This window comes from Corynebacterium sp. CCUG 51687 (assembly GCF_024453995.1).
Taxonomy (GTDB): domain Bacteria; phylum Actinomycetota; class Actinomycetes; order Mycobacteriales; family Mycobacteriaceae; genus Corynebacterium; species Corynebacterium pseudogenitalium.
The window spans coordinates 74,909-99,470 of record NZ_JAGPYT010000004.1 but is presented as its reverse complement, the minus strand read 5'-3'; the positions used below and the strand labels follow the sequence as shown (position 1 = coordinate 99,470).

The following is a 24,562-nucleotide window of genomic DNA, read 5'->3' as shown; positions in this document are numbered from 1 at the left end:
GAGTGAATCCGCAACAGGGAAGCGCCCCAACCGCAGTAAGCGGTTGGGGCGCCATTGTGCGTAGCGCTAGTTACTTCGCAAACGCCTCATCCAGCAGAGTCTTCTCCTCTTCCTGGTGGACCTTCGCCACGCCGGTTGCAGTGGTCGACTGCGCACGGCGAGAGACGCGGACCATTTCAGGCATATCCGGAATCAGTGTGCGCAGGTGCTCGTTGTAGAACGGCCATGCGCCTTGGTTAGCGGGCTCATCCTGAACCCAGCGAATTTCCTTCGCGTTCGGGTAGTTCTCGAACGCATCCCGGATGCGGTTGAATGGAATCGGGTGCAGCATCTCGATACGGATGATGGCGACGTCGTCGCGCTTATCCTTCTTACGACGCTTCTCCAGCTCGTAGTAGATCTTGCCGGAGCACAGCAGGATCGTGGTGACCTTGCCATGGTTCGCGCCGTCAACCTTGACGTTGCCGCGCTGGACGAATGCTGGGTCGTCGATAACTGACTGGAACTTGTCTACCTCGATGAAGTCTGCAGGCTGCGAGACCGCGGCCTTGTTGCGCAGCATCGACTTCGGAGTGAAGACAACGAGCGGACGCTTCATCTCGCCGAGCGCCTGACGGCGCAGCAGGTGGAAGTGGTTTGCCGGGGTAGAAGGCTGGGCAATCGTCATCGAGCCCTCGGCGACCAGCTGGAGGAAGCGCTCGATACGGGCGGAGGAGTGGTCCGGGCCCTGGCCTTCGTAGCCGTGTGGCAGGAGGGCAATCATACTGGAGAGCTCGCCCCACTTGGTCTCGCTGGAGGACAAGTACTCGTCGATGATGGTCTGTGCGCCATTGGCGAAGTCGCCGAACTGCGCCTCCCATGCGACCACAGCGTCCTTGTTGCCAAGGGTGTAGCCGTACTCGAAGCCCATACCTGCATATTCGGTCAGTGCAGAGTTGAACACCTCGAAGCGTCCGCCGTTGTCTTGTTCTTCCGCGTTTGCGTCGAGTGGGTTGTACGGAGTGCCGTTATTCGGGTCGTAGAGCACCGCGTGGCGCTGCGTGAACGTACCGCGCTGTGAGTCCTCACCTGCAAGGCGGACAAACTTGCCCTGCTCTGCAAGGGAACCGAAAGCGAGCAGCTCGCCCCAGCCCCAGTCGATGTCGCCGTTTTCGAAGGAACCACCGCGCTTCTTGAGCACGTTGTTCAGGCGCTTGTTCGGCTCGAATTCCTCAGGCAGCTTGCCGTACGAATCCGCAAGGCGCTTGAACGTATCCTCGCTGATCGAGGTGTCCAGGCCACGAGTGAGCTTCTGCGAGTCCGTGATGCCGGTCTGCTCGCTTGGCTTGCCCTCAGCGGACTTGACGTCGGAGAAGACTGCGTCAAGCTGATCGTGGAAGTCCTGTGCCGCGATCTTGGCTTCTTCCTGCGTGAGGTCGCCACGGCCGATGAGGTCCTTGGTGTAGCGGGTACGCACCGAGTCGTGGGAGTGGATGCGGTCGTACATCACTGGCTGCGTCACGGTCGGGTCGTCTGCCTCGTTGTGGCCGCGCAGACGGTAGCAGATGAGGTCGATGAAGACGTCCTTGCCGAAGGCGCGGCGGTATTCGGTTGCCAGGTGAGCAACCCAGGCGGCTGCCTCCGGGTCGTCGCCGTTGACGTGGAACACTGGGCAGTTGAAGCCCTTGGCCAGGTCGGTGGCGTAGTAGGAGGAGCGGCCAGAGTCAGGGGTAGTGGTGAAACCAATCTGGTTGTTCACAACGATGTGGACGGTGCCACCAACGGAGTAGCCAGGGAGGCGAGACAGGTTCAGTGTCTCCTGCACGATGCCGAGGCCAGCGAATGCGGCGTCGCCGTGCAGCATAATCGGAACCACTGGATTGTCGTCGCGAACACCGTTTTCACGCAGCGTGTCTGCCTTTGCGCGGGCAATACCGACGAGCACTGGGTCAACAGCCTCGAGGTGTGACGGGTTCGCGGCCAGCGAGACCTTGATCTCGCCGTCGCCGAACATCTGGATGTGCTTGCCCTCGAAGCCGAGGTGGTACTTCACGTCGCCGGAGCCGCCCTGCTGCGCGGACTGCATGTTGCCCTCGAACTCGTTGAAGATCGTAGCGACAGGCTTGCCCACGATGTTGAACAGCACATTCAGGCGACCACGGTGTGGCATGCCGATGACAGCTTCGTCGAGGCCTTGGCCAGCGGCGGTATCAATCACCGCGTCCATCAATGGGATGAGTGTTTCGGCACCCTCGAGGGAGAAGCGCTTCTGGCCGAGGTACTTCGTCTGGAGGAAGTTCTCAAATGCTTCAGCAGCATTGAGCTTCTGCAGGATGTACTTCTGCTCAGCATTCGTCGGCTTCGGCATGCCAGCCTCGATGCGCTCGAGCAGCCACTCACGCTCATCGCGGTCGAGAATATGGGTGTATTCAGCACCGACGTGCAGGGTGTAGGCAGCACGTAGGCGACTAAGCACCTCGCGCAACGTCATTGTTTCCTTGCCCCCGAAACCACCTACGTGGAACGTGCGGTCGAGGTCCCACAGCGTCAGGCCGTGGGTTTCCATCAGCAGGTCACGGGAGTCCGGTTGCTGCAGGCCCGGCTGGCGCCAACGAAGCGGGTTCGTGTCAGCAATGAGGTGGCCGCGGGAGCGGTACGCCTCGATGAGCTGCATGACACGGGTGTCCTTGTTCACGCCGGAATTCGGCAGGTCCTTCGCCCAGCGCATCGGGAGGAACGGGATCTCGAGGGACTCGAAGATGGAATCCCAGAACTTATCGTCGACGAGGAGCTGCGAAATATCGCGCAGGAACTCACCAGACTCTGCACCCTGGATGACGCGGTGGTCATAGGTGGAGGTCAGTGTCACAAGCTTGCCGACGCCCAGCTCCGCCAAACGGTCCTCGCTGGCACCTGCAAACTCTGCAGGGTAGTCCATTGCGCCGACACCAACGATGGTGCCCTGGCCCTTTGTCAGACGCGGAATCGAGTGGCGGGTACCGATGCCACCTGGGTTGGTCAGCTGAATGGTTACGCCAGAGAAGTCGTCCATCGTGAGCTTGCCGTCGCGCGCGCGACGCACAATGTCTTCGTAGCTTTCGACGAACTCCGCAAACGACTTGTTCTCGCACTCCTTAATCGCAGCGACGACCAGGGAGCGGGACCCGTCTTTCTGCGGCAGGTCGATTGCTAGACCCAGGTTGATGTGCTCAGGCTGAACTGCGAAGGACTTCTTGCCGTCCTCCTTGTAGTTCTTATTCATGTCCGGGTGGAGCTTAGTGGACTGAATGATTGCGTAGCCAAGGATATGCGTGAACGAAACCTTGCCGCCGCGAGTGCGCTTGAGATGCTCATTGATCAACGTGCGGTTTTCAAACATGAGCTTGACCGGCATATCGCGCACGGTGGTGGCGGTTGGCACCTCGAGCGATTCATTCATGTTCTTCGCGATAGCGCGGAACGCACCCTTGAGCTGTTCCTCGCCTGGAGTGACCTCGACACTATCGAGCTTGTCCAACGGGGAAGCGGTCGGCTTCTTGGTGCGCTTTGGAGCTGCTTCGGCGGCTGCGCGGTCTACCTGGGTTTGACGGCCGTCCTGGGTAGGAGCGCTCGTGGAGCTGGTGACGCTCGTCGCAGTCTTCGAGGAACCTTTTGGTGCCGGGGTGTTTGCCACCGTCGGCGGGGTGCCCTTCTTCTCGAAAAGATCGCGCCACTCCGCGTCAACGGAGTTGGGATCCTGTTTGTACTGCTGGAACATCTCCTCAACCAGCCAGTCGTTCTGGCCGAACGTATCTTCGCTGCTCACGGCAGGTGCTCGCCTCTCTTCTTGGGTTGTATGTAACTTTTCAACGACTTTAATTGTCTGGGATTAGGTAGTGCTACCTTACATTCCCGAAAAGCCCTCGTACTTGTGAGATCTACCCCCTTTAGCGGTTGATACACCACAAATGGGCATATCTTCCGTTTTGAGTGAGAAGGGTCTCATGAGAACCGTTATCAATGATACGTCCTCATTCGACAACAAGTATTTGAACGGTTGCTTGCTCGTGATTGATTGATTTCGAACTCTTGAAGAGGTGAGGCGGGCACGTCGACTTTGGCCTGGCGTGCGGGGAAGTACAGAGTGGGCGTCGAGCAGCATTCACGGTGGCAGCTGTCGAGAAGCGCTCGTGTGCAGTCTCGGGGGGACCAAGAAGGTGGGGCCAAAGCAGGCTCGCGTATTTGAGGGGGCGCTGTGTTTCGGTAGCGGTGCAGGGTGTGGTTCTCCAACTAAAGCAGAGGTGCTACCGGGGGTAGGCGAAAGATGGAAGTGCGTGATTCCCGCCTCAGTTTTGGGGGAGGCGGGAATGAACTTCGGAGCCGAAGCTATTTGGTAATTTCTTGCTGATTGGTGTCGCGTACTTTGTCGTCGTCACCAAAGAGTCGGAGTACCCAGCGCAGAAGGTTCTTTGGATTCGCGCTGAGGCCGGCCTCCTCCTGGTCAGGCTTTTCCGGAAGAGGGCTCAAGAATTGGGAGGGAGGAGTGCCGAGGGCGACGGCGATGTTATCCATCAGGTGGTCGGCAAGCTTGCGGTTGGCGGCGGTGCCCGCGATCGCGCCGAGCCCCAGAGGCAGCATCTTGCCAATCCATGCTCGGCGGAACCGCTTCGTAAACGACTTCATGGCCACACGAGACAGGATGCCATTGACTTCGGCGAGGCCCGGGCCAGCAAAGCGCGTCAGGACATTTTTCGACGCCAACTCCCTCGGCCGAGCTCGGTCCGCGCCGAGCAACGTGTCAACAATCGCAACGCCCTGGGCGCCCATCATGACCGTGAGCACGCCTGCGCGTCGGCGCTCTTTGTCTTCGATATTGACGTCGCGCAAGTACATGGAAGAGAGGGTGTAAAACGCGGCGAGGTCTAAGAAGACTACCGATTCGCCAGCAACGGCTGCTGCGCCGGTGACGAGCCCTACGCCAGGAACCGCGGCTGCTGCGCCCACGCCTGCACCTGTTGCGGAGACTACGTTTTTAAAATGCTTGTCCATCGTGTGCTGGATTTCCGCAGGACTTTGCTCCGGGTGTTGACGGCGAAGCCAGTTCACGTAAGCCCGAATGGCACCGGACTGAAGATGGACAGCCTTATCTACTGCTGCGATAAACGCTCGGCCTGCTGGGCCTGCTTCCTCCTCGAGGGAGCTTAAGTCTTCAGCACGGGCGTCTTCAATAATTTCGACTACAGTTTCGTCGTCTTCGTGCTTGTCTTTGCGGAACTTTTCTAACATGCTGTGTGTTTTTCTCCTTATTAATTATTGGTACGAGCGTTCATCGTACCCGCCTTAGAAACTCCACGAGAATAGACAGAATTCCGGGCTAGGCTAAAAGGCATGCATCTCAACAGCAACAATCCGCAGGAGCACCTCCAGGTGCAGACCACCTCGGGAATCGTTGCTGGCACTATTGATCCACAAACCGGGGTTCGCACTTGGCGCGGGGTACCCTACGGTGCAGATATGGGCGGTGAGAACCGATTTCGGGTCCCACAGCCTGCGCCTTCGTGGTCAGGTGTGCGCACCACAACCAACTATCGGCCACCTGCGATGCAGACGAATTTCGGGTGGAAAGACACAGTAATCGGCACCGAGGACTGCCTACACGCAGACATCGTTCGGCCTGATACGGACGACGTACTCCCCGTCGTCATCTATTTTCACGGTGGATCGTTCGTAAGCGGATCGAGTCATGAGAAAGTACTCCAGGGGCACTTTCTGGCTAATGCCACCGATATCGTCTATGTCTCCTTAAACTTTCGCCTCGGGGTGCTTGGGTACTTGGATCTGCGCAGTATCGGCGAGGACTGCGCTGCCAACCCCGCCATTTTGGACCAGATCCTCGCGCTGCAGTGGGTGCACGAAAACATCGCGGCCTTCGGAGGGGATCCGAATAACGTAACCATCATGGGTGAGTCAGCCGGGGCAGCTTCAGTAATCCATATGATGTGCGCTCCGGCAGCTCGGGGGTTGTTCCACCGGGCAATCGCCCAGTCGACTCCGCTTTCTTCCGTTCATACGAAGGCACAAGCCGCGATGTGGACGTCGACACTTCTTGACGGCATGGGGCTATCGCGACTATCTACCCTCGAGCACCTCCGGGAGGTACCGGCCGAGGAACTGGTTAGAGTGGGGCAGTCCATGCTGTTTACTGGCCGCGAGCTGCGCGAACTGAATTTGAGCTTCATGCCGACGGTCGATGGCACCACGCTGCCAGCTCACCCGCTGGACATGTTCCGCGCCGGGCAACAGGCGTCGGTGCCGTTGATCATCGGGACCAATGCGGATGAGGCCAGCTTTGCAAAGGCTCTGTATCAGCGGACGAAAGCCCGTCAGCGTGCAGCACGCCGCTTGCTCGAGGCATATGATGCGAAGAACGCGACAGCGGTCATCCAGGCGTATAGCGACGTGAGCCAGCGAACGGACTTCGCCGAGTTTCTCGCTGACGCCGTGTTTTGGGGACCGTCGGTGATCGCTGCAGGGGAGCACCGTAAGGTGGCTCCGACTTGGATGTACCGCTTTGAATACGCATCGGCGACGATGCGGCGGCTCGGGTTGGGAGCAATGCACACAGCCGACCTGATGGCGGTGTTTGGCGATAGGGAAGGTACACGCTCATCGAAGATCGACCGGTTTGGCTCCACCGTTGCGTTTGAAGCAGTAGTTGAAGTGATGCAGCGCAACTGGGGGTCGTTCTTTCATACCGGCGAACCAGGGCCGAACTGGCCCCGCTACGATTTTCGTGGCGACGACCACCCCGGGCGCGCGACCGCAATCATCAACGAACATCCGTCAATCGTGTACGACCCAAAACGTCACAAACGCCGGGCATGGGAGGCTTTTGACATGCGTAGCTGGCAGGGCCGCGAAGCGTGGATGCGCATCATGGGGTCAGAACAGTAGGCTTGGCATCGTCCGCCGGTGACAACCACGATGAGGAAGAGTAGAGGATTCTTCGTGAGCTTTTTAGAAGACATTGCCGCGGCTCTAGACCGTGAAGGTATTGAGTCTCGTGTGCACGATGACACGATGTTTGTTCCTATCACCCCCGAGATTGAGATCCAGTTCGTTGTTATCGACGAGCAACTGCCAGCGGCGAACGTGTATATCGCGGCTGCTGACGTTGATGAAGACGATGAGGACTTTGAAGCAGCATTGGTCGCAGTTATATTTTCTGCCGAAGATGCTGTGTCCGCTGTCGCTGAGCATATAGCCACTGACGAGGTGGTTACCGTGTTCCGCAGCCTGCTCGAGGCTGCAGATGAACGTATCGCCGGGCTTGAATTCTTTCCGGACGCCGAAAACCATCAACTCGTCTTCGCAAAAGTTGGTACAGAGGCTGAAGTCCACGTGGAGGTCGAAGTTATCGACGCCACAGCCACTGCCCACGTGCAGTTTGTGGTTCCTGGAGACGATGAGGAAGCAGATCCCGAAGAACTTAACTTGGGTAGCTTCACCGACATCGACAGGCTTTTTGATGTCTTGAATCTGGTTGCTGACCAGGCTGAAGACTGGGAGGGTCAGATGCTTCCGCTTGACGACGAACCAGGGCAGTAGCCAACCGGTTACGCTACGTTCAGTCCAGCGAACAGGGATGAAGGAGAGCGGACGGGATCGAAGTGGCCGTCGACTAGCCAGACATACGTTGCCGCGTATGGGTGTGGCAGAAGATGAAGCATGTCCTCCGTCGCGTCGGGGTAGAGCGCACGCATCCAACCCTCAGCTACCGCGGGGTTGACCGGCGCACCCGACTGGGCGGTGAATCGTGCTTCGATGATGTACGCGGGACGTGCAGACGCTCCGTAACCTTGCACCATCGCCTGAGCCCGCGGGCCGACTCTCCGCCGCGTAAGCGCAAGGTTGATGTGTTGCTTGTCTATGACTCGCGGCAATGCGATGACCGGCGGGCGCCACGAGCCAGTTGGTCGTGCAAGAGAGCGAGGGTGCTTGACTGTGGCGCTGAGGGCTTGGACGGTGTCGTCAAAGCGATGAATAATTTCTTGAGCAATCGTTGATTCGTAGAACATGCTTCGAAGCGTACGAGAGTAGCTGGACACGGAGTGGCCAAATCACCCATGAATTCGAACACCTGTGCTAACTTTGTTGCGTGATGGGATGTTAACGCGAAGAAAGACTAGTGTTGTCGCTGGTATGACGGAACAAACATATAAGGGCGGCGCTTCACCAAAGCTGCCTTCAGTGATATGGGTGCTGTGCACCGCAGCGTTTATCATTGCGCTCGGCTACGGGTTCATCGCCCCGGTGTTGCCACAGTTCGCCGCCAGCTTCAACGTGTCCATGGCGGCCGCTGCAGCGGTGATCTCCGCGTTTGCGGCAGCTCGCTTGCTTGGTGCGCCAGGCGCGGGCGCGCTGGTGGATAAGCTCGGATCGCGGCCGGTGTACCTCACCGGGCTGAGCATTGTTGCGACTGCAACCTTTGCCGTGGCGTTTGCTCAGGCGTACTGGCATATTTTGGTGTTGCGCTTTATCGCTGGCTTCGGATCCACGATGTTTACGCTCTCAGCACAGGCCTTCATCGTTCGCGTGATTCCTCCTGGCATCCGCGGGCGAGCGAATGCACTTTATGCGTCGTCATTCTTGCTTGGCAACATCTTCGGGCCAATCATCGGCGCTGGCCTCAGTTTCCTTGGATACCGAATTCCGTTCGCAGTCTACGGTGTTGGTGTCGGTCTTGCGGCAACTATCGTGTGGGTTGCTACGTCTCGGCAACACAAGCCAGAGGCGCCGAGAATACAGCAGCCGCCAATGCCACTGCGCCGAGCCTGGAAGCAACCCACGTACCGTGCGTTGCTCGCTGTTGCCTTTACAAATGGTTTTGTGAACTTTGGTGCGCGCGTTTCGGTCCTTCCGCTGTTCGCTGCGGCGATATTTGCAAATGGTGGCGCGGCATCCGGACTTGCGTTGACTGCGTTCGCGCTGGGCACGGGTGTCACGCTGCAGTTTTCTGGTCGGCTGGCTGACCGAATCGGACGTCGCCCTTGCATTCTCGCAGGTCTTGCGGTCTCGGCAATATTCACGGGCACACTCGGACTCGCCACGACAGTGTGGGTGCTGTTGCTGGTCTCAGTGTGTGCGGGTGTTGGCGGTGGGCTGATGAGTCCTGCCTCGCAGGCGACGTTAGCTGACATCATCGGCAACGACCGCTCAGGTGGCAAGGTGATTTCTACCTATCAGATGGTGCAGGACTCCGGCCAGATTGCGGCGCCGATTGTGATCGGCTTTCTGGCAGAGGTGTTCGGCTTTGCTATCGCGTTTGGCGCCTGCGGAGTAGTTGCTCTGGTCGCTCTATTGCTCTGGGCAATGTACGGTAAGGAATCTCTGCACAGGTCCACTGCGTAAAGGAGCACGGTGCGAATAATTGTTGACTGCGTCCCAGGGGTCGAGGACACGCTTGCGTTGGCATATGTCGTTGCTGCGCACCATCGTGGGCAGGCTGAATTGGAGTGCGTGACAACCTCAAGCGGTAGCGCCTCAGCTGCGCAATGTGCCCAGCATGCTGCGTGGGTGTTGGCACGCTGCGGCCTGCCCGCTGTTGCGGTCGCAGCAGGTTGCGACGCGCCAAAACATCAACCGACGCGCGATGCTGGACTGGGTGACGCCCGAGTCCCAGAACGCTACGTCGCGAATGACTGGGACCTGTTGTGGGCCGACGCGTGCGCGCGAGGTACACGGGACCTGTGTTTGATTTGCACGGGCCCGTTGACAAACCTCGCCGAGTTTTCACGGCGCTACCCCGAGTACTTCGACGCACTTGAGCACATCGTTGTGTCTGAATCCAGCCTTCTACTCGACCGAGAAGCCTCCGATGTGGTGCTGCAGGACACCCCGGTGGCGATCACTGTCTGTGCAGCACCGGAAACGTTGGGACAGGTAGATGTGCAACGGTGCGCACCGCTGGCAGAAATCGGGGCCACCGCGGTTACTGGCGTGTCGCTACTCGCGGCCCAGGTCGCGTTAGGTGATATCCAGGCTGGTGGGCAGTGTGTGACGCTCGCGCCTGCCGAGGAAGATGATGACCCGAACGCGCTAGTGCTTGACGCCGCAGATGTAGACGAAGAGGACGTCGTCAAGCTTTTCGACGCCTGCTGCGCCACGTTCGACGCTCTTGCACGCGGCGATGATGCTCTGGACGTAACGAGGCACCTCCGGGCGGAGGACTAACGCAGACAAAACGCCCACCGGAATGTGTCCGGCGGGCGCAATCGAAGGGTATGAGAAAGGCTTATGCCTCGGTGAGGCCAGCTTCGACCATCACGCCACGAAGGGTGTTGGCGGAGTGATCGAACTTTTCCTTCTCGCTATCTTCAAGGTGCAGCTCGACAACTTCGCGGACACCGTTGCGGTTGATAACAGCCGGGGTGCCGATGTAGATGTCTTCCTGACCGTACTGGCCTTCAAGGAGAGCAGAGACTGGCAGTACGACGTCCTCGTTCATCAGGATTGCGCGGGTGATGCGGGCAAGGCCAGCACCGATACCGAAGGACGTGGAGCCCTTGGCTTCGATGATCTTGTAGGCGGCATCGCGGGTTGCGACGAACATCTCGTCGATGCGCTCGTAGATCTTCGGATCGGTTTCTGCTTCCTTCTCCAGACGACGACGTAGCGAAACGCCAGCGACGGAGCCGGATGCCACGACAGGCAGCTCGGTGTCGCCGTGCTCACCGATGATGTAGGAGTGAACAGAGCTTGCGGAAACACCGAAGTACTTGCCGAGGTTGCAGCGCCAGCGTGCGGTGTCCAGGATGGTGCCGGAACCCACGACCTGTGCGGAGGAAAGACCGGTCTGCTTCCAGGTGGCGTAGGTCAGGACATCGACAGGGTTGGTTGCAACCAGGTAGATGCCGTTGAAGCCGTTGGCCATCACTTCCTTGTTGATGGACTCGAAGATCTTCACATTGCGGCCCACGAGCTCAAGGCGGGTTTCGCCGTCGCGCTGTGCAACACCTGCACAGTTGACGATGAGCGCTGCGTCGCGGCAGTCCTCGTAGGTGCCGACCGTGATCTTGGTGTTGTGGCCTGAGTACGGCATTGCGTGGTTGAGGTCCTCGACCTCACCCCACGTCTTCTTCTCGTTCAGGTCGATAATTGCGAGGTGGTCGCAAATACCCTGGTTGAGGATTGCGTATGCGAACGCGACGCCGACATCACCAGCACCAATCAAGACAATCTTGTTGCCTGGCGTGATGTTATTCGACGGGGTAGACGGATTGGTGATAGTCATGTGATCTCTCCTGAATCCAGTAAAACTATGTTCCGCTCTCTATCATTGCAGATTTTCCGCCACATTGGGAATACCAATCGAAATATGTAACCAAGATAACGGAAATAGCCGGGCACAACCGGGCGGCGTTTACTTGCGGATGTCGGAGATACCTACATTTTGAGGGGCAGTGATGGTGTCGAAAAGGATTTGAGGCAGCGCAAGCTCAAGCTTGAGGTTTGTTGTTACGACATCGAGTGCAACGCCGTCTTTCCCAGGCATTGTTGTTTGCTTTGGATTCTCGGATGTAACCCGCCCCAAGTAATAAAAGTTTGTGGCGTCCGCGTCTTTTCGCTGAACAAAGAGGTGCAGTTCAGCATCGCCGTTGAGGATAGGCTGAAGCTCTCTGCTTTTTAAAGTGCGCCTGGACTTACTAAACCAGTACAGCGTTGAGAGATCGAGAAGCTCATCTTCATAGCGCACGCTTTCCTCCATCTCATCGCTTTTGTGATACGTGACAAAGATTGGGCATGTCTGTGTTCGCTTGTCGGTCCGATATCCGTAAACAGTACTGCTGGAATCGCTATACCAGTTGAGAAGACGAATTGCGTCTTTGCGAGTGTACGTCTTGCCGCGAACAAAACGGTCACTGCCGTTGTAGTGGCGTTGATTAATAAGTAGGCCAGTAGCGACGATGTCATCAACATGCGCGCGAAAACTCACCGCAGGATCCGGGTGGTCTCGGGAATAAGATCTGTAGATTTTACGAAAACGAGGATGGAGCACAAAGCGGTCTCCGTCACGAATTGCAATTGGAGTGTTTCCGTACTTTTCCCGAACTGCGTTGATAAACCACTGGAGATTGAGTATCCGTTCCACGGACTCGAGTACCTGATTGGAAGAATCGAGATCGTGCTCGTTCAGAAGCGAGCGGAACGCTTCGACCGACATTTCACCTTCGGCAAGCAGAGTTTGCAGCAATAATAGCTCCTGGGGGCGTTTTCCATTCAAAAGCTCCCGCGTTAACATGCGCAGTACGGCATCTTCAAACTCAGAAGGGCAGGTCGATACGACCTCAAAGTAAGCGAGGAGCGACCAGTAGTTTGCGGATTTAGCATCAGTAGATGCCAAAAGGTAAGGATCCATCGCGTCGTGGTGTTCAAAATCCTCGAGGGAAGGAACACGACCCAGCCTGGACCGTAGAGTCTCGATTGCGTCTCTTTTTGCCTGTCGGCCATTAATGCGAGCCTGCTTTAACGATTCGATGATGCGGTGGAAGGAAACCTCATCAAAACTCACCGTCGAAGCACCGGCGAGCGGTCTACGCCGCGTACGTCTAAGTTTGTCTTTGATGTTGTCTTTGTTTCCAGAACGGTCGCCGGTGAGTGCGAGCGCGATATGGTAATTGTTCGTGTAGTTGCCGATGACATCGATCACTCTGAGAGATGACTTGTTTTCCGCCTTTCGAAGCCCACGACCAAGCTGCTGCGTGAAAATGATCGAGGACTGCGTTTCGCGCAAAAACATCACAAGGTTGACCTGAGGGATATCAATACCCTCGTTAAAGATGTCGACGGACAAGATGTAATCTAGATCGCCGTTTTCAAGTGCTCTGACAACTTTGAGACGTTCTTCCATGGAGTCACTGCCGGACAAAGAGCGTGTACGAAGTTGCTTCCCATGGACAATGGAATCGTTTAAGTACTCAGAGAGCGCCCTCGCCTCTTTTCCGCGACTGCAAAATATAAGCCCTTTTGTCCCTTTAGCGAATGAATAGTCCTCCAGAATCTTCACCAAATGTGCAGCTCGCGCACTCGAAACGAGCTGTGAGGATGGCGTGGAGCTTGTGACCGAGAACTTCCCACCCTGGTCATAATCAGTTACCCCGTAATAATCGAATGGGACGAGCATCTTATTTTCGAGCGCGCCTTCCAGTCGGATCTCATAGGGCACCTGGTAGTCGAAGAGTTTGTATAAGTCGAAGTTATCGGTCCGCTCGGGAGTAGCAGTCAGGCCCAATGTGAATTTAGGGCGGAAGTACTGCAAAATGCGCTGGTATGTATTGGCACCAGCTCTATGCGTTTCATCGATAATGACGAGATCGAACGCTAGGGGGAGAATTCTTGCAGGTTTTCAGGCTTGCTCATGGATTGCACGGTTGCGAACAAATAGCGTGCGTCTAGCTGTTTTTGCAGGCCAGAAAAGAGTCCAGTTTCTTCAGGGGCAGACTCTAGGACTTTGCTAAACTCTGCAGCCGCGTTGCGGAGGATCTGTTCATTGTGCGCGAGGAAAAGCATCCGCTGCGGTGCGAAGTTTCGGGCCGCCAACGCAGCCAAAATCGTCTTACCAGTACCGGTCGCTGAAATAATCAAGGCACGCTGTTCGCCGGCATCAATCACGCGCTGCAGCCCCTCGAGCGCTTCCACCTGCATTGCATTTGGCATAATGCGTTGTGCGGATGTGCAACCGACAATACTTTGTCGGTCTGGACTACGTACAGGTTGTGGGCTCCACGAGTTTTGCTCGTACTCGTTAATCCACTGTTCTGTGAGCGGTTCGGAGCGAGAGTACTGCCACTCAAACGCTTGGTTCAGCTGGTCAGCAATGTCGCCGTCGTTATGGGTAGAAAAACGAAGATTCCATTCGGTGTTGCTGAATAGTGCATTCCGCGTCATATTTGAGCTACCTACCAGCGCAGTAACGTGATCGCCATGCTCAAAGAGATAACCCTTCGCATGATGAGGCATATCCGTAATGATTCGTACCTCGATATTTCGAAACGTGAGAAGCTCGCGAAGCGCATCCGGGTGGTTAAACCCCAAGTAGTCCGAAGTAATGATCGTGCCTGTGCCATTGAATCGAACCAGTTTTTGCTTGAGTGCGCTGAGACCATCGAGTGTGACGAACGCGATTGAAAATCGGAAACTGTCGGCATACTCCAACTCAGCGCTGATTGCACCAAACATGTTCTCGACGTCATTGTTAGTAACGAGAACGGGATTTTCCAAGTACGCCTGAGAATGATCTGCCTGGAGAAAGCCGTGTTCCACGGCTCGACGCAACGAAGCACGAGTTCGCATTAGGAAAAAATCTCCTGAATCCGCTCAACAGCCTCGATATCTGCTGGGGCCCACTCCAGGTGGTGGAGCTCTGCGATGGGGAACCAACCGGAATCAGCATGCTCGGTGAGCACAGGTTCTCCAACGTGCAGCTCGCAGAAGTAAACAGCGAGCCGTATGGTGACAGAGTCGTATGAATGGGTGGTGGTGCAGATATGGTCAATCACGCGGGTGTCGATACACAGCTCTTCTTTGAGTTCTCGCTTGAGCGCAGCTTCGGGGGTTTCTCCTGGTTCAATTTTCCCACCAGGAAATTCCCACAGTCCAGCCTGAGCCTTACCGCTACCGCGTTGGGCGGCGAAGATGGTGCCGTCGTGAAGAATGGCTGCACCAACCACATCAACCGTGCGTGTCATACTTCCACTACTTCATCTCGTAAGTGACGTGCGCTGCCGCAACTGCCTTTGGGCGCCCGGTGACAAAGTAGAGCACAGTCATGATGACCACGAATGCAACGCCTACGGCGAGCGCCATGTGATACTGCGGCAGCCAGACCATGATGCCGAATGTGAACAAGATGAAAATGATCGCGAACCACTGCCCGTAGGGCCAGAACGGTACAGGGAAGCTCAAGGTCTCGCGCTCTGCCGCGGACATGTTGCGACGAGATGCGACGTGCGCCAGCAGGATCATCAGCCACACAAACACGGTTGCGAAGGTGGCCAGCGCTGCGATGGTCTCGAAGATGTTCGGATAGAGCGCGTTGAGCACCACGCCGATGATGAGTACGAGCAACAGGGTAATGGTCGTCATTACTGGGATGTCGCGGATGGTGCGCTTCATGATCTTCGGGGCTAGGCCTTCCTTCGCCAGGCCAGTAAGAACGCGCCCAGTGCCGAACAGGTCTGCATTAATTGCAGAAAGGGCAGCAGTGATGACCACCAAGTTGAGCAGTGCAGCGGCCCAGTTCACGCCAAGTGTGTCAAAGATCTGAACGAAGGGGCTTTCTTCACCAGTCATTGCACGCCACGGGTTGAGCATCAAGATAACCAGGATGGCGAGGACATAGAACAGAAGGATGCGCAGCGGTACGGTGTTGACGGCCTTCGGGATCGAGCGGTCCGGATCGTCTGCTTCGGTGCCGGCGACGCCGATGATCTCAGTTCCGCCGAAGGCGAAGAGTACGAGGATGAACGCTGCGATCATGCCTTCGATGCCGTTCGGGAAGAAGCCACCGTCGTTCCAGAGGTTAGAGATTCCGGTCGTCTCTGGGTCGGTACCCAAACCAAATGCGAGGATGGCAGCACCGCCGACGATCATCGCCATTACGGCGACGACCTTAATGAGCGTGAATGCGAACTCCAGCTCGCCGAACCAGCGCACGGATGCGAGGTTCGCCGCACCAATGACCAGCAGGGTAGTGGTAATCCATACCCATGCTGGGGTGTCCGGGAACCAGAACTTCATATAAATGCCGATGGCAGTCAAGTCCGCAAGGCAGACGATCATCATCTCGAATGCGAACATCCACCCGGTAATGTACCCGCCCAGGCCACCAAGGTGCTCCCTGGTGTACACCGCGAACGACCCACGAACCGGGTGCTGCACACTCATCTCGCCCAGGGCGCGCAACATAAAGTAGACGACGGCCCCTCCGAGTAAGTATACGAGGAGCACCGAGGGGCCGGCGGCCTGAATCGCGCCGGCGGAGCCGTAGAAGAGCCCGGTGCCGATCGCCGAGCCGAGGGCGATGAAGTGGATATGGCGGTGTGTAAGCCCCTTGGGCTTCGACGAGCGGGAAGTCATGGCAGACATCATAACGTTTAATTACGCTGCTCTGTAAATTATTCACAGGTAATTCTGTGAGTTCGGTCGCGTTTTCAGGCAGCGCTACTGTGCAGTATCAGCATCACGCTTCCGTGAGCGTGCAACTGCGGCAACTGCCAGTGCGATAACGACGGCGGCACCGGCAGTGATGAGCATCCACGTCGGCGTACCGCCGTCATTTTCTGTGGGGGTCGTTTCGGCCGAGTCTTCCTTGGCGGAGATTTGCTCACGGATCCAGTCCGCCTGCGAAGCAACTGGCGCAAACGCAACCTTCGGGCTCACTCCTTCCTCAGCGGAGTCCGGGTTGTCTGGATCCATAAACAGTGATGCGGACGCGATGGCTGCGACCTTGCCCTCACTGAAGAGCGCGCCGCCGGAATCACCGGGCTGGGTTGCTGCCCCACCTTTCATGGTGGCTTCGACGCCGTCGGTGCCGTCAAACAGAATCATCGGGGTTGGGCCGTCGACGGTAGCGTCTGCGTACGGAAGGGTGCGTCCGGCACCAGAGCCATCAGAGGACCAGCCGTAGAAAGTAGCGTCGCTGCCTGCAGCTGGGATATCGCTAGCAAGCTCAGGATAAGCATCGAGTCCGAGGTCCTCAGAGGTGTGCAGCAGCGCGATATCGCCTTTCGGGGTGGTCATCCACTTATCGACGTCATAAAACTTCTGGTTATCACCCTGGCCAGTACGCACGGACCCACCAGCTTGTGGCAGGTGGTCCATACAATGGCGCGCAGTAATAACCCAGTGGGACGCAATGGCGGTACCTGTGCACACGCCGGTGTCTGGGTCATCGTCCGCGGTGCGGACGGAGACTACTGCGTTGGACTCTGCCGAAGGCTCAGCGAACGTATCGGACTGCATTGCCAATGCAGGTGCTGCCGGGAGTGCTACGAGCGCGGCAGCGACGCAGGAGCTAAGAATACGAGTGGAAGTGTTCAGTTTCATGGTGAAGTATTCCTTTTCTTTATTGCTTGAGAGGAGGGAGATCGGTCCGGGTTGCGCGAGCCACGACCATGCGCATCGCGGCCTCGAGTGGTCCACGGGCGTAGAAGCTGCGCCACAGCACAGCGAAGGCGAAAGCAACTGCCAGCGTGAGTACTGCGTATACCACCCCGCTGTGGCCGTTGGCCGTGACAACGTGTGCGCAGTACACCGTCAGAGGCATCCGGCCCATGTCACAACCAAACGGAACAAACTGTGCGAGGATGAGACACAGCGCAGTGATACCAGTCGCGACGGCGCACTCGCTGATCACTGAAATGAGTCCCCCGGTGTGCCCATTCGGATCGATCGCGGCGATGAATAGGCCAGCACCTGCCGTGTTGAGGTGCAGCCGAGCTGCAATCACCGCAGGCAGCACCGCCGCCGCGACAATGACTGCGACCCAACGACGCCATGGGTGGTGGAGGATGACACGCCACGACACCATGCCCGCAACCATGAGTGCCGCCCACGAAAAGACCGGGTAGGGGGCACCGAAGACTGCGGCCGGTAGCGCCACAACCCTCCCGAGCGCCGTCGTTGCAGCCGAAGCAAAGAGCAACCCCGCAAGCAGCAAGCCCAAACGCGCAGTTGGCCAGTGGGGAAGCGTCGCTAAGCAGAGGTAGCAGATGCCAAAGACGAGGAGCACAACCTCGATGTCGCCAGCGAACGGCACGAGGAGCGCATGCAGCACAATCAGTAGCGTCCCACGAACATAAAAGCCATGGCGACAGCGCGCAACAGCCTCGCCGCCTACCGCTTGGGCGCGCCGGGCCATCAGCTCCATCGAGATGCCAGCCAGGAACGCGAACGTTGCCGCGGGGAAGCCGTAGAGCAACTGACCCGTGACGCCAGCAGGATGGGTGAGGTGCGCGAAGATCATGGCTGCGAGTGCTACGGCTCGCGCGTAATCAATACCGTGAACTCGCAGATCCGGTGTGGAAGTCTTTGACATGCTCCTCACGCTATGCAGGGCGATGTTGCGAGAGCGTTAACATTGCGACCCCGTAAGAAGCCCCAATTAGAATCACAGCAGAATACAAGAATTCCAACGTGGAAGGGGCTGTTGTGGCTGCACCGCCGAAGATTTTGATCGTTGAGGACGAGATGCTGCTCGCCGATGCGTTAGGTAAAGCACTGCGCCGCGAGGACATGCTCGTTGATGTGCGTTACGACGGCCGCTCCGCGCTCGACCGCCTGGAATCACAACCGATAGATGTGATCGTGCTCGACCGAGATATCCCCGAAGTTCACGGCGACGACGTCTGTGCAACCGTCCGTGAGCTGTACCCAAACACGCGAGTGCTGATGCTCACGGCGTCCGCAACACTTGAGGATCGTCTCGAAGGCTTCGAGATTGGGGCGGACGACTATCTGACTAAGCCGTTCGAGCTGCCCGAGTTGCTGGCTCGCGTCAAAGCCTTGTTGCGACGAGCCGCACCCGAAATAGCCTCGACGCTCACTTGCGGCGACGTCATCCTCGATCGAGGCACTCACCAAGTCCGCCGAAGTGGCGCGTCGATTGCGTTGTCGCCGAAAGAGTTCGCGGTGCTTGAAACACTGATGCGAGCACAGGGGCACGTTATTTCCGCGGAGCAGCTCTTAGAAGAGGCATGGGACGCGAACGCGGACCCGTTCTCCAATTCGATTCGCGTCACTATCTCGCACTTGCGGCGCAAGCTGGGGCAGCCTTGGATTGTGCAAACAATGCCCGGCGCTGGCTACTACGTTGCGGAGGAGCCGTACCAATGAGGCTTTCACTTCGTGCGCGTACGTCGTGGTTGTTCGTGGCAACGGTTTTTACCGCAGGGCTGAGCCTGACCGCGGTGGTGTACCTCTATCTGCGCCTGACTCCGGTACCTGTGCAAGCTGTCATCGAGGGCGTCGGGGGCGTTCCCGGCAGTGACGGAGCATTTATTGATGGGTCCGTGCCCATCTCACACGAGGTGCTCAACGTGATGCTCGGCGCCTCGCTCGTCGCGCTGTGCGTGCTGACGGCGCTCGCCGGCGCCATCGGTTGGTTCGTCGCGGGTGTGTTGCTCAAACCCGTACGTACCATCGCGGCGACTGCACGTCTGGTCTCTGCCGGCGATCTTGATCAGCGGTTCGACTACGAAGGCCCCGCTGACGATGTCGCTGACCTCGCGCACGCACTCGACTCGATGCTGGAGTCCCTCGCGCACTCCATCGCGGCACGGCAACGCTTTGCATCAAACGCGTCCCATGAGCTGAAAACCCCGATCGCTACCATTCAGACCATCGCAGATGTCGCGCTACTAGACCCGAATGCACCTGCAGAGGAGCTACGCGACGCCATCCGCGACATCCGCACCGTGAATGCGTCGTCTGCGGAGATGGTCACGTCGCTGCTGAACTTCAGCCAGGCCGAGGCCAAAGTACTCGAGGCGCGCGACATTGACATCTCAGAGCTCATTACCACTGTCGCCTCGAGCGCCGAAGGTATCGACGCCACCATCGAGCCAGACATTCACGTCCTCGGCGACGTCGTGCTATTGCGCCACGCGATCCAAAACCTCATCGAGAATGCTCGTATCCACGGCGTGGACGGGACTGTGCAGGTGCGTGTTTGCCGGACTGGATCCGGTGATGGGGTCGAAGTGGGCGTCGTCAATGATGGGGACGTGTTGGACCCTGCCACAGTCAGCCAGCTCGTAGAGCCATTTAGCAGGGCGAATGCGCGCGTTGCTGGTGCGCGTCCGGGGCACGGACTAGGGCTGGCGCTGGTTGATACGATTGCGCGTGCGCACCACGGGGAGTTGGAGCTCGAGGCGCGAAGCGCTGAAGTTGGTGGCGGACTCGTGGCGCGGATGACATTGCCAGTGGCGAATAGGAAAATCACTGCAGGGTGGCGTACTGTGGGGAAACAATGATCACTTCCGAAAACGCCACCGGCGGCGAGAAAGAGCCGGATATGAATGTGTCGGAAAATCAGGAAAACCCGCAGGATGTCGCAGCGGATGCTGCACGTGAGGACACCAGGGATGCGGGAGTTTCTGAGGAAACCGGCGCTGCGCAAGACGCAGCCAATGCCGAAACTAATGAGACTGAGCAGATTTTGAGCCTTGCCGACGTCGTCGGTGGCGACGTGGCGGACCTCGCTGGGAGCGAGGCGGACGAGGCCACAGAGGCAGACGAGACCGCTGAAGAGCCAGTGAACGGGTTCGAGAACCTGAATCTGCCTGAAGAAGTCGTGGATGCCGTGAAGAAGGTTGGCTTTGAGCAGCCATCCGCGATTCAGGCTGAAACCATTCCACTGTTGATGGAAGGCCGCGACGTTGTCGGCCTTGCGCAAACGGGTACCGGTAAGACGGCCGCGTTCGCGCTGCCGATCCTTTCACGGATCAACCGCAAGGAGCGCTACCCGCAGGCACTGATCCTCGCGCCTACACGTGAGCTTGCGCTGCAGGTATCAGACTCCTTCCAGTCGTTTGCAGACCACCTTGGCGGGATCTCCGTGCTTCCGATTTACGGTGGCCAGGCATACGGTATCCAGTTGTCCGGTCTGCGCCGCGGTGCCCAGATCATCGTGGGTACTCCGGGCCGCGTCATCGATCACTTGGAGAAGGGTTCGTTGGACATTTCCAACCTGCGCTTCCTTGTCCTCGATGAAGCAGACGAGATGCTGAACATGGGCTTCCAGGAAGACGTGGAACGCATCTTGGAGGACACACCGGAAGAGAAGCAGGTTGCGCTGTTCTCTGCGACGATGCCGAACGCTATTCGCCGTATCTCGAAGCAGTACCTCGACAACCCGACTGAAGTCACGGTGAAGTCGAAGACGCGCACCAATACGAACATCACCCAGCGTTACCTGTTCACGGCGCACCGCAACAAGCTCGATGCGATCACCCGAATCCTTGAAGTCACTGAGTTTGAGGCAATGATTGTCTTCGTGCGTACGAAGCAGGAGACTGAGGAGCTGGCTGAGAAGTTGCGTGCCCGCGGGTTCTCCGCAGCTGCGATCAACGGTGACATCGCTCAGCAGCAGCGTGAGCGTACCGTTGATCAGCTTCGCGACGGCCGCCTTGACATCCTGGTCGCTACCGATGTCGCTGCTCGTGGCCTGGACGTTGAGCGCATTAGCCACGTGCTGAACTACGACATCCCGAATGACACCGAGTCATACGTGCACCGCATTGGCCGCACCGGGCGTGCAGGCCGTACAGGTGAGGCGATCCTCTTTGTCACTCCGCGTGAGCGTCGCATGCTGCGCTCCATTGAGCGCGTAACCAACGCGACCATCGAAGAGATGGATCTGCCGACGGTCGACGAAGTCAACGAGAGCCGCAAGACGAAGTTTATGGACTCCATCACCGAGTCGCTCGAGGCGAGCGAGGTGCAGGTGTTTCGGTCCATGGTCCGCGAATACTCCGCTGCCAACAACGTGCCGATGGACGACATCGCCGCTGCTTTGGCAACGCAGGCTTTGGCGGGTGACGAGTTCCTGATGAAGGAGCCGCCGAAGGACCGTCGCGATCGGCGGGACCGTGATCGGTGGGATCGCGACGACCGCCGTGGCCGCGGGCGTGACCGTGATGACCGTCGTGGAGGCCGCAGCCGCTTCGACCACGATTCGGAGAACTTCGACACCTACCGCCTGGATGTTGGCAAGCGCCAGCATGTTCGCCCGGGTGCAATCGTTGGCGCGCTCGCCAACGAGGGGGGCTTGAGCTCCAAGGACTTTGGTCGCATCACTATCGGTGGGGACTTCACCCTGGTTGAGCTGCCGAAGAACCTGGACAGCGCGGTCCTTGATCGTTTGACGGATACCCGTATTTCCGGTCAGCTGATCAATATTCAGCGTGATCACGGTGCACCTCCGCGCGGACGCGGCGGGCGCGGGCGCGGTGGATACGACCGCGATGATCGCCGCGGTGGACGCGGGCGCGGGCGTGGCGGTTACGACCGCGATGATCGCCGCGGTGGCCGCGGGCGGGGACGTGGCGGTTACGACCGTGACGATCGCCGCGGTGGCCGCGGGCATGACCGCAGCTGGGACTAAGCGCCCTTGATCCTGAGCGCACCTGCTGAGTAATGACTACTCGACGGGTGCGTTTTTCATTGCTTGGTTGTGCAGTAGACTGCACAGGCATGAAGTTGAATCGCCGTTTGCTCACGCTGGGGTGGGCGCTTGCGCTCGGAGTGGGCGTCGTAACGAACTTGCCGACTGCGCAGGCACAGAACCTGCAGCGCGTAGAGCAGGGCGGAGCCGTGATGGTTGAAGGCGGCGGTTACTGCACCGTCGGATTTAATGAACCGTCTCGCAGGCGAAGCCTGGTTGCGGCGCACTGCGGACCGGACGGTGCGCGTGTGCGCATCGTGGACCACAACGCGAGGGTTGCTTCGCCACAGCTCGGCACCCTGTATCGCTCGAAGGCGTACGACGGCCGCCTTGGCAATGACTGGGCCGCTATCCAGTGGGATGCGCCGGTGCAGATCGGCGGCAACCGGTTCTCCGGTGACGCGTGGGTAAACCCAAACACAATCGCCGTAGGTGAGCGCGTGTGCTACTTCGGGCAAACCTCGAACCGACCGACGGGCGCCCCCACGTGTGGTCGCTTCGGCGGAGCAGAAGGAAATACGTTCTTCGTCGAAGCGCCGATGACCCGTCCCGGCGACTCCGGTGGCCCGCTGTGGATTCCGGGCCGCGGATTTGTTGGCGTTGTTTCTTCGCAGTGGGTTGCACAAAAGGTACCGCTGCTGGGTTCGCGCGACCTGGTCGTTGGCGTGCACGCTACTGATGGGCCTCGCGTCGCTGAGTCACGCTTGTTGGGCCTGTATGCGCAGAACCTCATGATGCCGGCTTCGGGCTCGGCCGTTGGCCCGGCTGCTGATGCGGTTCGTGGCGCTGTGACTGACGGGTTCAGTGCACTCGCAGGGTTCCTACCAGGCGTAGTGAATTACAGCTAGCTCATTAGCATTCCTGCAGAACTGTGCCAGTATAGAAGTATGTTGACAAGGAAATTCATATCTTCGCTGGCCGTCGCAGCATGCTCGACTGCAGTCCTCGTGCCAAGCGCTACCGCGGCACCAATCCAGCCGACCCAGGGCGATGCTATCTATACCGGTAGTGGTCTGTGCACGCTGGGATTTAACGATCATGAAGCTGGTGTCAGTTACACCGCTGCGCACTGTGGACACGATGGGGCTCGTATCGCGTTATACGACAGGAAAACTGATCGTCCCACTACGGAGAGCATCGGGACGCTGCATCTCTCACCTGGATACGATCATTCATTTTCGAATGACTTTGCCTGGATCGAGTGGGACCGGGGCGTGTCGATGGGCGAAAACATCTACTCCGGTGACGCAAAGGCCGACATCACTTCGATCAAGCGGGGCGTGAAGACGTGCTTCCACGGGGAAACATCCCACACGGGCACGAACGACGTTACCTGTGGGAAGTTCCATCGCGCTGCGCGTGGTGGGGGAGGATTTTCTGCGACTCTCGGGAGCCGTCGTTGACAGCCACGATGTTCGGGAATCGCGCTGCGCGTGGTGGGGGAGGATTTTCTGCGACGGTGGGCTCACCCCAGTCAGGCGACTCCGGTGGACCGATTTGGGTCGAGGAACAGGACGGGACAAAGAAGTTTGCAGGGGTCTTGTCAGCCGGCCCAGCATTCGGCAACGCAGGTTTCGCCAGCATAAATGGCATCAAGATTAACGGAAAGGATTGGCTGTGGGCCGCCCCGATTGTTGAGGGGAAGAGGGTGAGTCAGTCCGAGGCGTCGGACCTGGTTTTTGGAGCTGCTGGCATAAATGAAGCCGGTCTCTACGACCGGCTGCTGTCCTCCGACAAGAGCTCGGAGCGGGACTCCTCGTCGAAATCCGAAAGCTCCAGCGATATGACACCGGGTGAGATTGCCGCGATCGTTGTTCCGATCGTGTTGGCGTTGCTTAGCCTGGCGTCGTCGATAAAGTTTTAGTAACTACACAGTTGGTGCTGGCAAGAACATCAGCACCAACACGATGAACCACAAAAGGTTAAAGACACCAGCGAACGCGGAAGCCTTCGCTTTCGACTTTTCAAAGTTCGCGGTGACATCGGCTGGGTCGGCCTCGGCTGGCTCCAGCTCACCGAGTGTACCGACCATCTTGCGCTGGGTCGGGATGACCACGAAAAGCAGCAGTGCCCAGGCGATGACTGCCAACACGATAGAGGTGTGCAGGAAGTAGTTCGTCTTGTACGCAGCCCAGTCGCCGAAGAGGATGGCGACACCGAGCAGCGGAACGAGTGATGACGCGATGCCGTAAGTGCGCGAGATGCGGTACAGGATCGACGCGCGACCGGCAGCGGCCGCATCGCCCGCCTGTGCCTCGGCGGCCTGGCGCGGGAACATCGAGGTGGATACGACGATCGGGCCCAGCAGCAAGATGGCGGCTGCGACGTGAAGGAAAGTTAACAGAGTAGTCATAGGCAACCACTGTACTTGATACGTCC

The 24,562-nt window shown here is 58.3% G+C and carries 20 protein-coding genes; 9 read left to right on the top strand and 11 right to left on the bottom strand.

Annotation, left to right across the window (positions count from 1 at the left end):
* Positions 1–70 precede the first annotated feature (70 nt).
* Together KBX13_RS05450 and KBX13_RS05445 are read right to left on the bottom strand one after the other, a co-directional pair.
* On the bottom strand, positions 71–3,784 hold the full coding sequence (locus KBX13_RS05450) for a multifunctional oxoglutarate decarboxylase/oxoglutarate dehydrogenase thiamine pyrophosphate-binding subunit/dihydrolipoyllysine-residue succinyltransferase subunit (RefSeq protein WP_256021159.1): 3,714 nt from the start codon (positions 3,782–3,784) through the stop codon (positions 71–73).
* A 560-nt stretch (positions 3,785–4,344) separates the two neighbouring features.
* Positions 4,345–5,244, bottom strand: a complete 900-nt coding sequence (locus KBX13_RS05445; protein WP_256021157.1) for a hypothetical protein — start codon at positions 5,242–5,244, stop codon at positions 4,345–4,347.
* A 102-nt stretch (positions 5,245–5,346) separates the two neighbouring features.
* Here KBX13_RS05445 and KBX13_RS05440 point away from each other — a divergent pair, with 102 nt between their 5' ends.
* Entirely contained in the window at positions 5,347–6,912 is a 1,566-nt protein-coding gene (locus KBX13_RS05440) for a carboxylesterase/lipase family protein (protein ID WP_256021156.1), read from the top strand.
* Positions 6,913–6,966: 54 nt separating this feature from the next.
* Positions 6,967–7,566: a hypothetical protein gene (locus KBX13_RS05435; protein ID WP_256021155.1), complete on the top strand. Its 600-nt coding sequence runs from the start codon at positions 6,967–6,969 to the stop codon at positions 7,564–7,566.
* Positions 7,567–7,574: 8 nt separating this feature from the next.
* Here the strand turns inward: KBX13_RS05435 and KBX13_RS05430 are convergent, their stop codons facing one another.
* A complete protein-coding gene (locus KBX13_RS05430) occupies positions 7,575–8,036 on the bottom strand; it encodes a hypothetical protein (protein ID WP_070362666.1) in 462 nt (153 codons plus the stop codon).
* A 124-nt stretch (positions 8,037–8,160) separates the two neighbouring features.
* Between KBX13_RS05430 and KBX13_RS05425 the strand changes: the two genes are divergently transcribed.
* A complete protein-coding gene (locus tag KBX13_RS05425) occupies positions 8,161–9,369 on the top strand; it encodes an MFS transporter (RefSeq protein ID WP_256021153.1) in 1,209 nt (402 codons plus the stop codon).
* 9 nt (positions 9,370–9,378) lie between these two features.
* Positions 9,379–10,191: a nucleoside hydrolase gene (locus KBX13_RS05420; RefSeq protein ID WP_256021151.1), complete on the top strand. Its 813-nt coding sequence runs from the start codon at positions 9,379–9,381 to the stop codon at positions 10,189–10,191.
* Positions 10,192–10,252: 61 nt separating this feature from the next.
* Here the strand turns inward: KBX13_RS05420 and KBX13_RS05415 are convergent, their stop codons facing one another.
* From KBX13_RS05415 to KBX13_RS05385, 7 genes are all read right to left on the bottom strand, one after another.
* Positions 10,253–11,251, bottom strand: coding sequence for an L-lactate dehydrogenase (locus tag KBX13_RS05415; RefSeq protein ID WP_070362663.1), 999 nt, complete (start codon positions 11,249–11,251; stop codon positions 10,253–10,255).
* Positions 11,252–11,380: 129 nt separating this feature from the next.
* A complete protein-coding gene (locus tag KBX13_RS05410; protein ID WP_256021149.1) occupies positions 11,381–13,276 on the bottom strand; it encodes a DUF3427 domain-containing protein in 1,896 nt (631 codons plus the stop codon).
* Positions 13,277–13,338: 62 nt separating this feature from the next.
* The gene (locus KBX13_RS05405; RefSeq protein ID WP_256021148.1) at positions 13,339–14,280 is read right to left on the bottom strand and encodes a DEAD/DEAH box helicase family protein; all 942 of its coding nucleotides are present in this window, start codon (positions 14,278–14,280) and stop codon (positions 13,339–13,341) included.
* Positions 14,281–14,309: 29 nt separating this feature from the next.
* A complete protein-coding gene (locus tag KBX13_RS05400; protein WP_256021146.1) occupies positions 14,310–14,705 on the bottom strand; it encodes a (deoxy)nucleoside triphosphate pyrophosphohydrolase in 396 nt (131 codons plus the stop codon).
* 7 nt (positions 14,706–14,712) lie between these two features.
* Positions 14,713–16,095, bottom strand: coding sequence for an amino acid permease (locus KBX13_RS05395; protein WP_176754835.1), 1,383 nt, complete (start codon positions 16,093–16,095; stop codon positions 14,713–14,715).
* 84 nt (positions 16,096–16,179) lie between these two features.
* Positions 16,180–17,064, bottom strand: a complete 885-nt coding sequence (locus KBX13_RS05390) for a trypsin-like serine protease (protein WP_256021144.1) — start codon at positions 17,062–17,064, stop codon at positions 16,180–16,182.
* 19 nt (positions 17,065–17,083) lie between these two features.
* On the bottom strand, positions 17,084–18,055 hold the full coding sequence (locus KBX13_RS05385) for a hypothetical protein (RefSeq protein WP_256021143.1): 972 nt from the start codon (positions 18,053–18,055) through the stop codon (positions 17,084–17,086).
* 113 nt (positions 18,056–18,168) lie between these two features.
* On the opposite strand from KBX13_RS05385, the gene KBX13_RS05380 reads away from it, so the two are divergent.
* From KBX13_RS05380 to KBX13_RS05360, 5 genes are all read left to right on the top strand, one after another.
* Positions 18,169–18,852 (top strand): response regulator transcription factor, encoded by a 684-nt coding sequence (locus tag KBX13_RS05380; RefSeq protein ID WP_256021141.1) that lies wholly within the window; start codon positions 18,169–18,171, stop codon positions 18,850–18,852.
* Positions 18,849–19,991: a HAMP domain-containing sensor histidine kinase gene (locus KBX13_RS05375; RefSeq protein WP_070479476.1), complete on the top strand. Its 1,143-nt coding sequence runs from the start codon at positions 18,849–18,851 to the stop codon at positions 19,989–19,991. The genes KBX13_RS05380 and KBX13_RS05375 overlap by 4 nt, the downstream gene beginning before the upstream one ends.
* Positions 19,988–22,123, top strand: a complete 2,136-nt coding sequence (locus KBX13_RS05370; RefSeq protein WP_070479477.1) for a DEAD/DEAH box helicase — start codon at positions 19,988–19,990, stop codon at positions 22,121–22,123. Before KBX13_RS05375 ends, KBX13_RS05370 begins: the two co-directional genes overlap by 4 nt.
* A gap of 89 nt (positions 22,124–22,212) precedes the next feature.
* Positions 22,213–23,031, top strand: a complete 819-nt coding sequence (locus KBX13_RS05365) for a trypsin-like serine protease (protein WP_070362655.1) — start codon at positions 22,213–22,215, stop codon at positions 23,029–23,031.
* Positions 23,032–23,642: 611 nt separating this feature from the next.
* Positions 23,643–24,047, top strand: coding sequence for a hypothetical protein (locus KBX13_RS05360; protein ID WP_256021139.1), 405 nt, complete (start codon positions 23,643–23,645; stop codon positions 24,045–24,047).
* Positions 24,048–24,050: 3 nt separating this feature from the next.
* Here KBX13_RS05360 and KBX13_RS05355 read toward each other — a convergent pair whose 3' ends face one another.
* Positions 24,051–24,536 (bottom strand): DUF2269 family protein, encoded by a 486-nt coding sequence (locus KBX13_RS05355; protein ID WP_070479480.1) that lies wholly within the window; start codon positions 24,534–24,536, stop codon positions 24,051–24,053.
* Positions 24,537–24,562 lie beyond the last annotated feature (26 nt).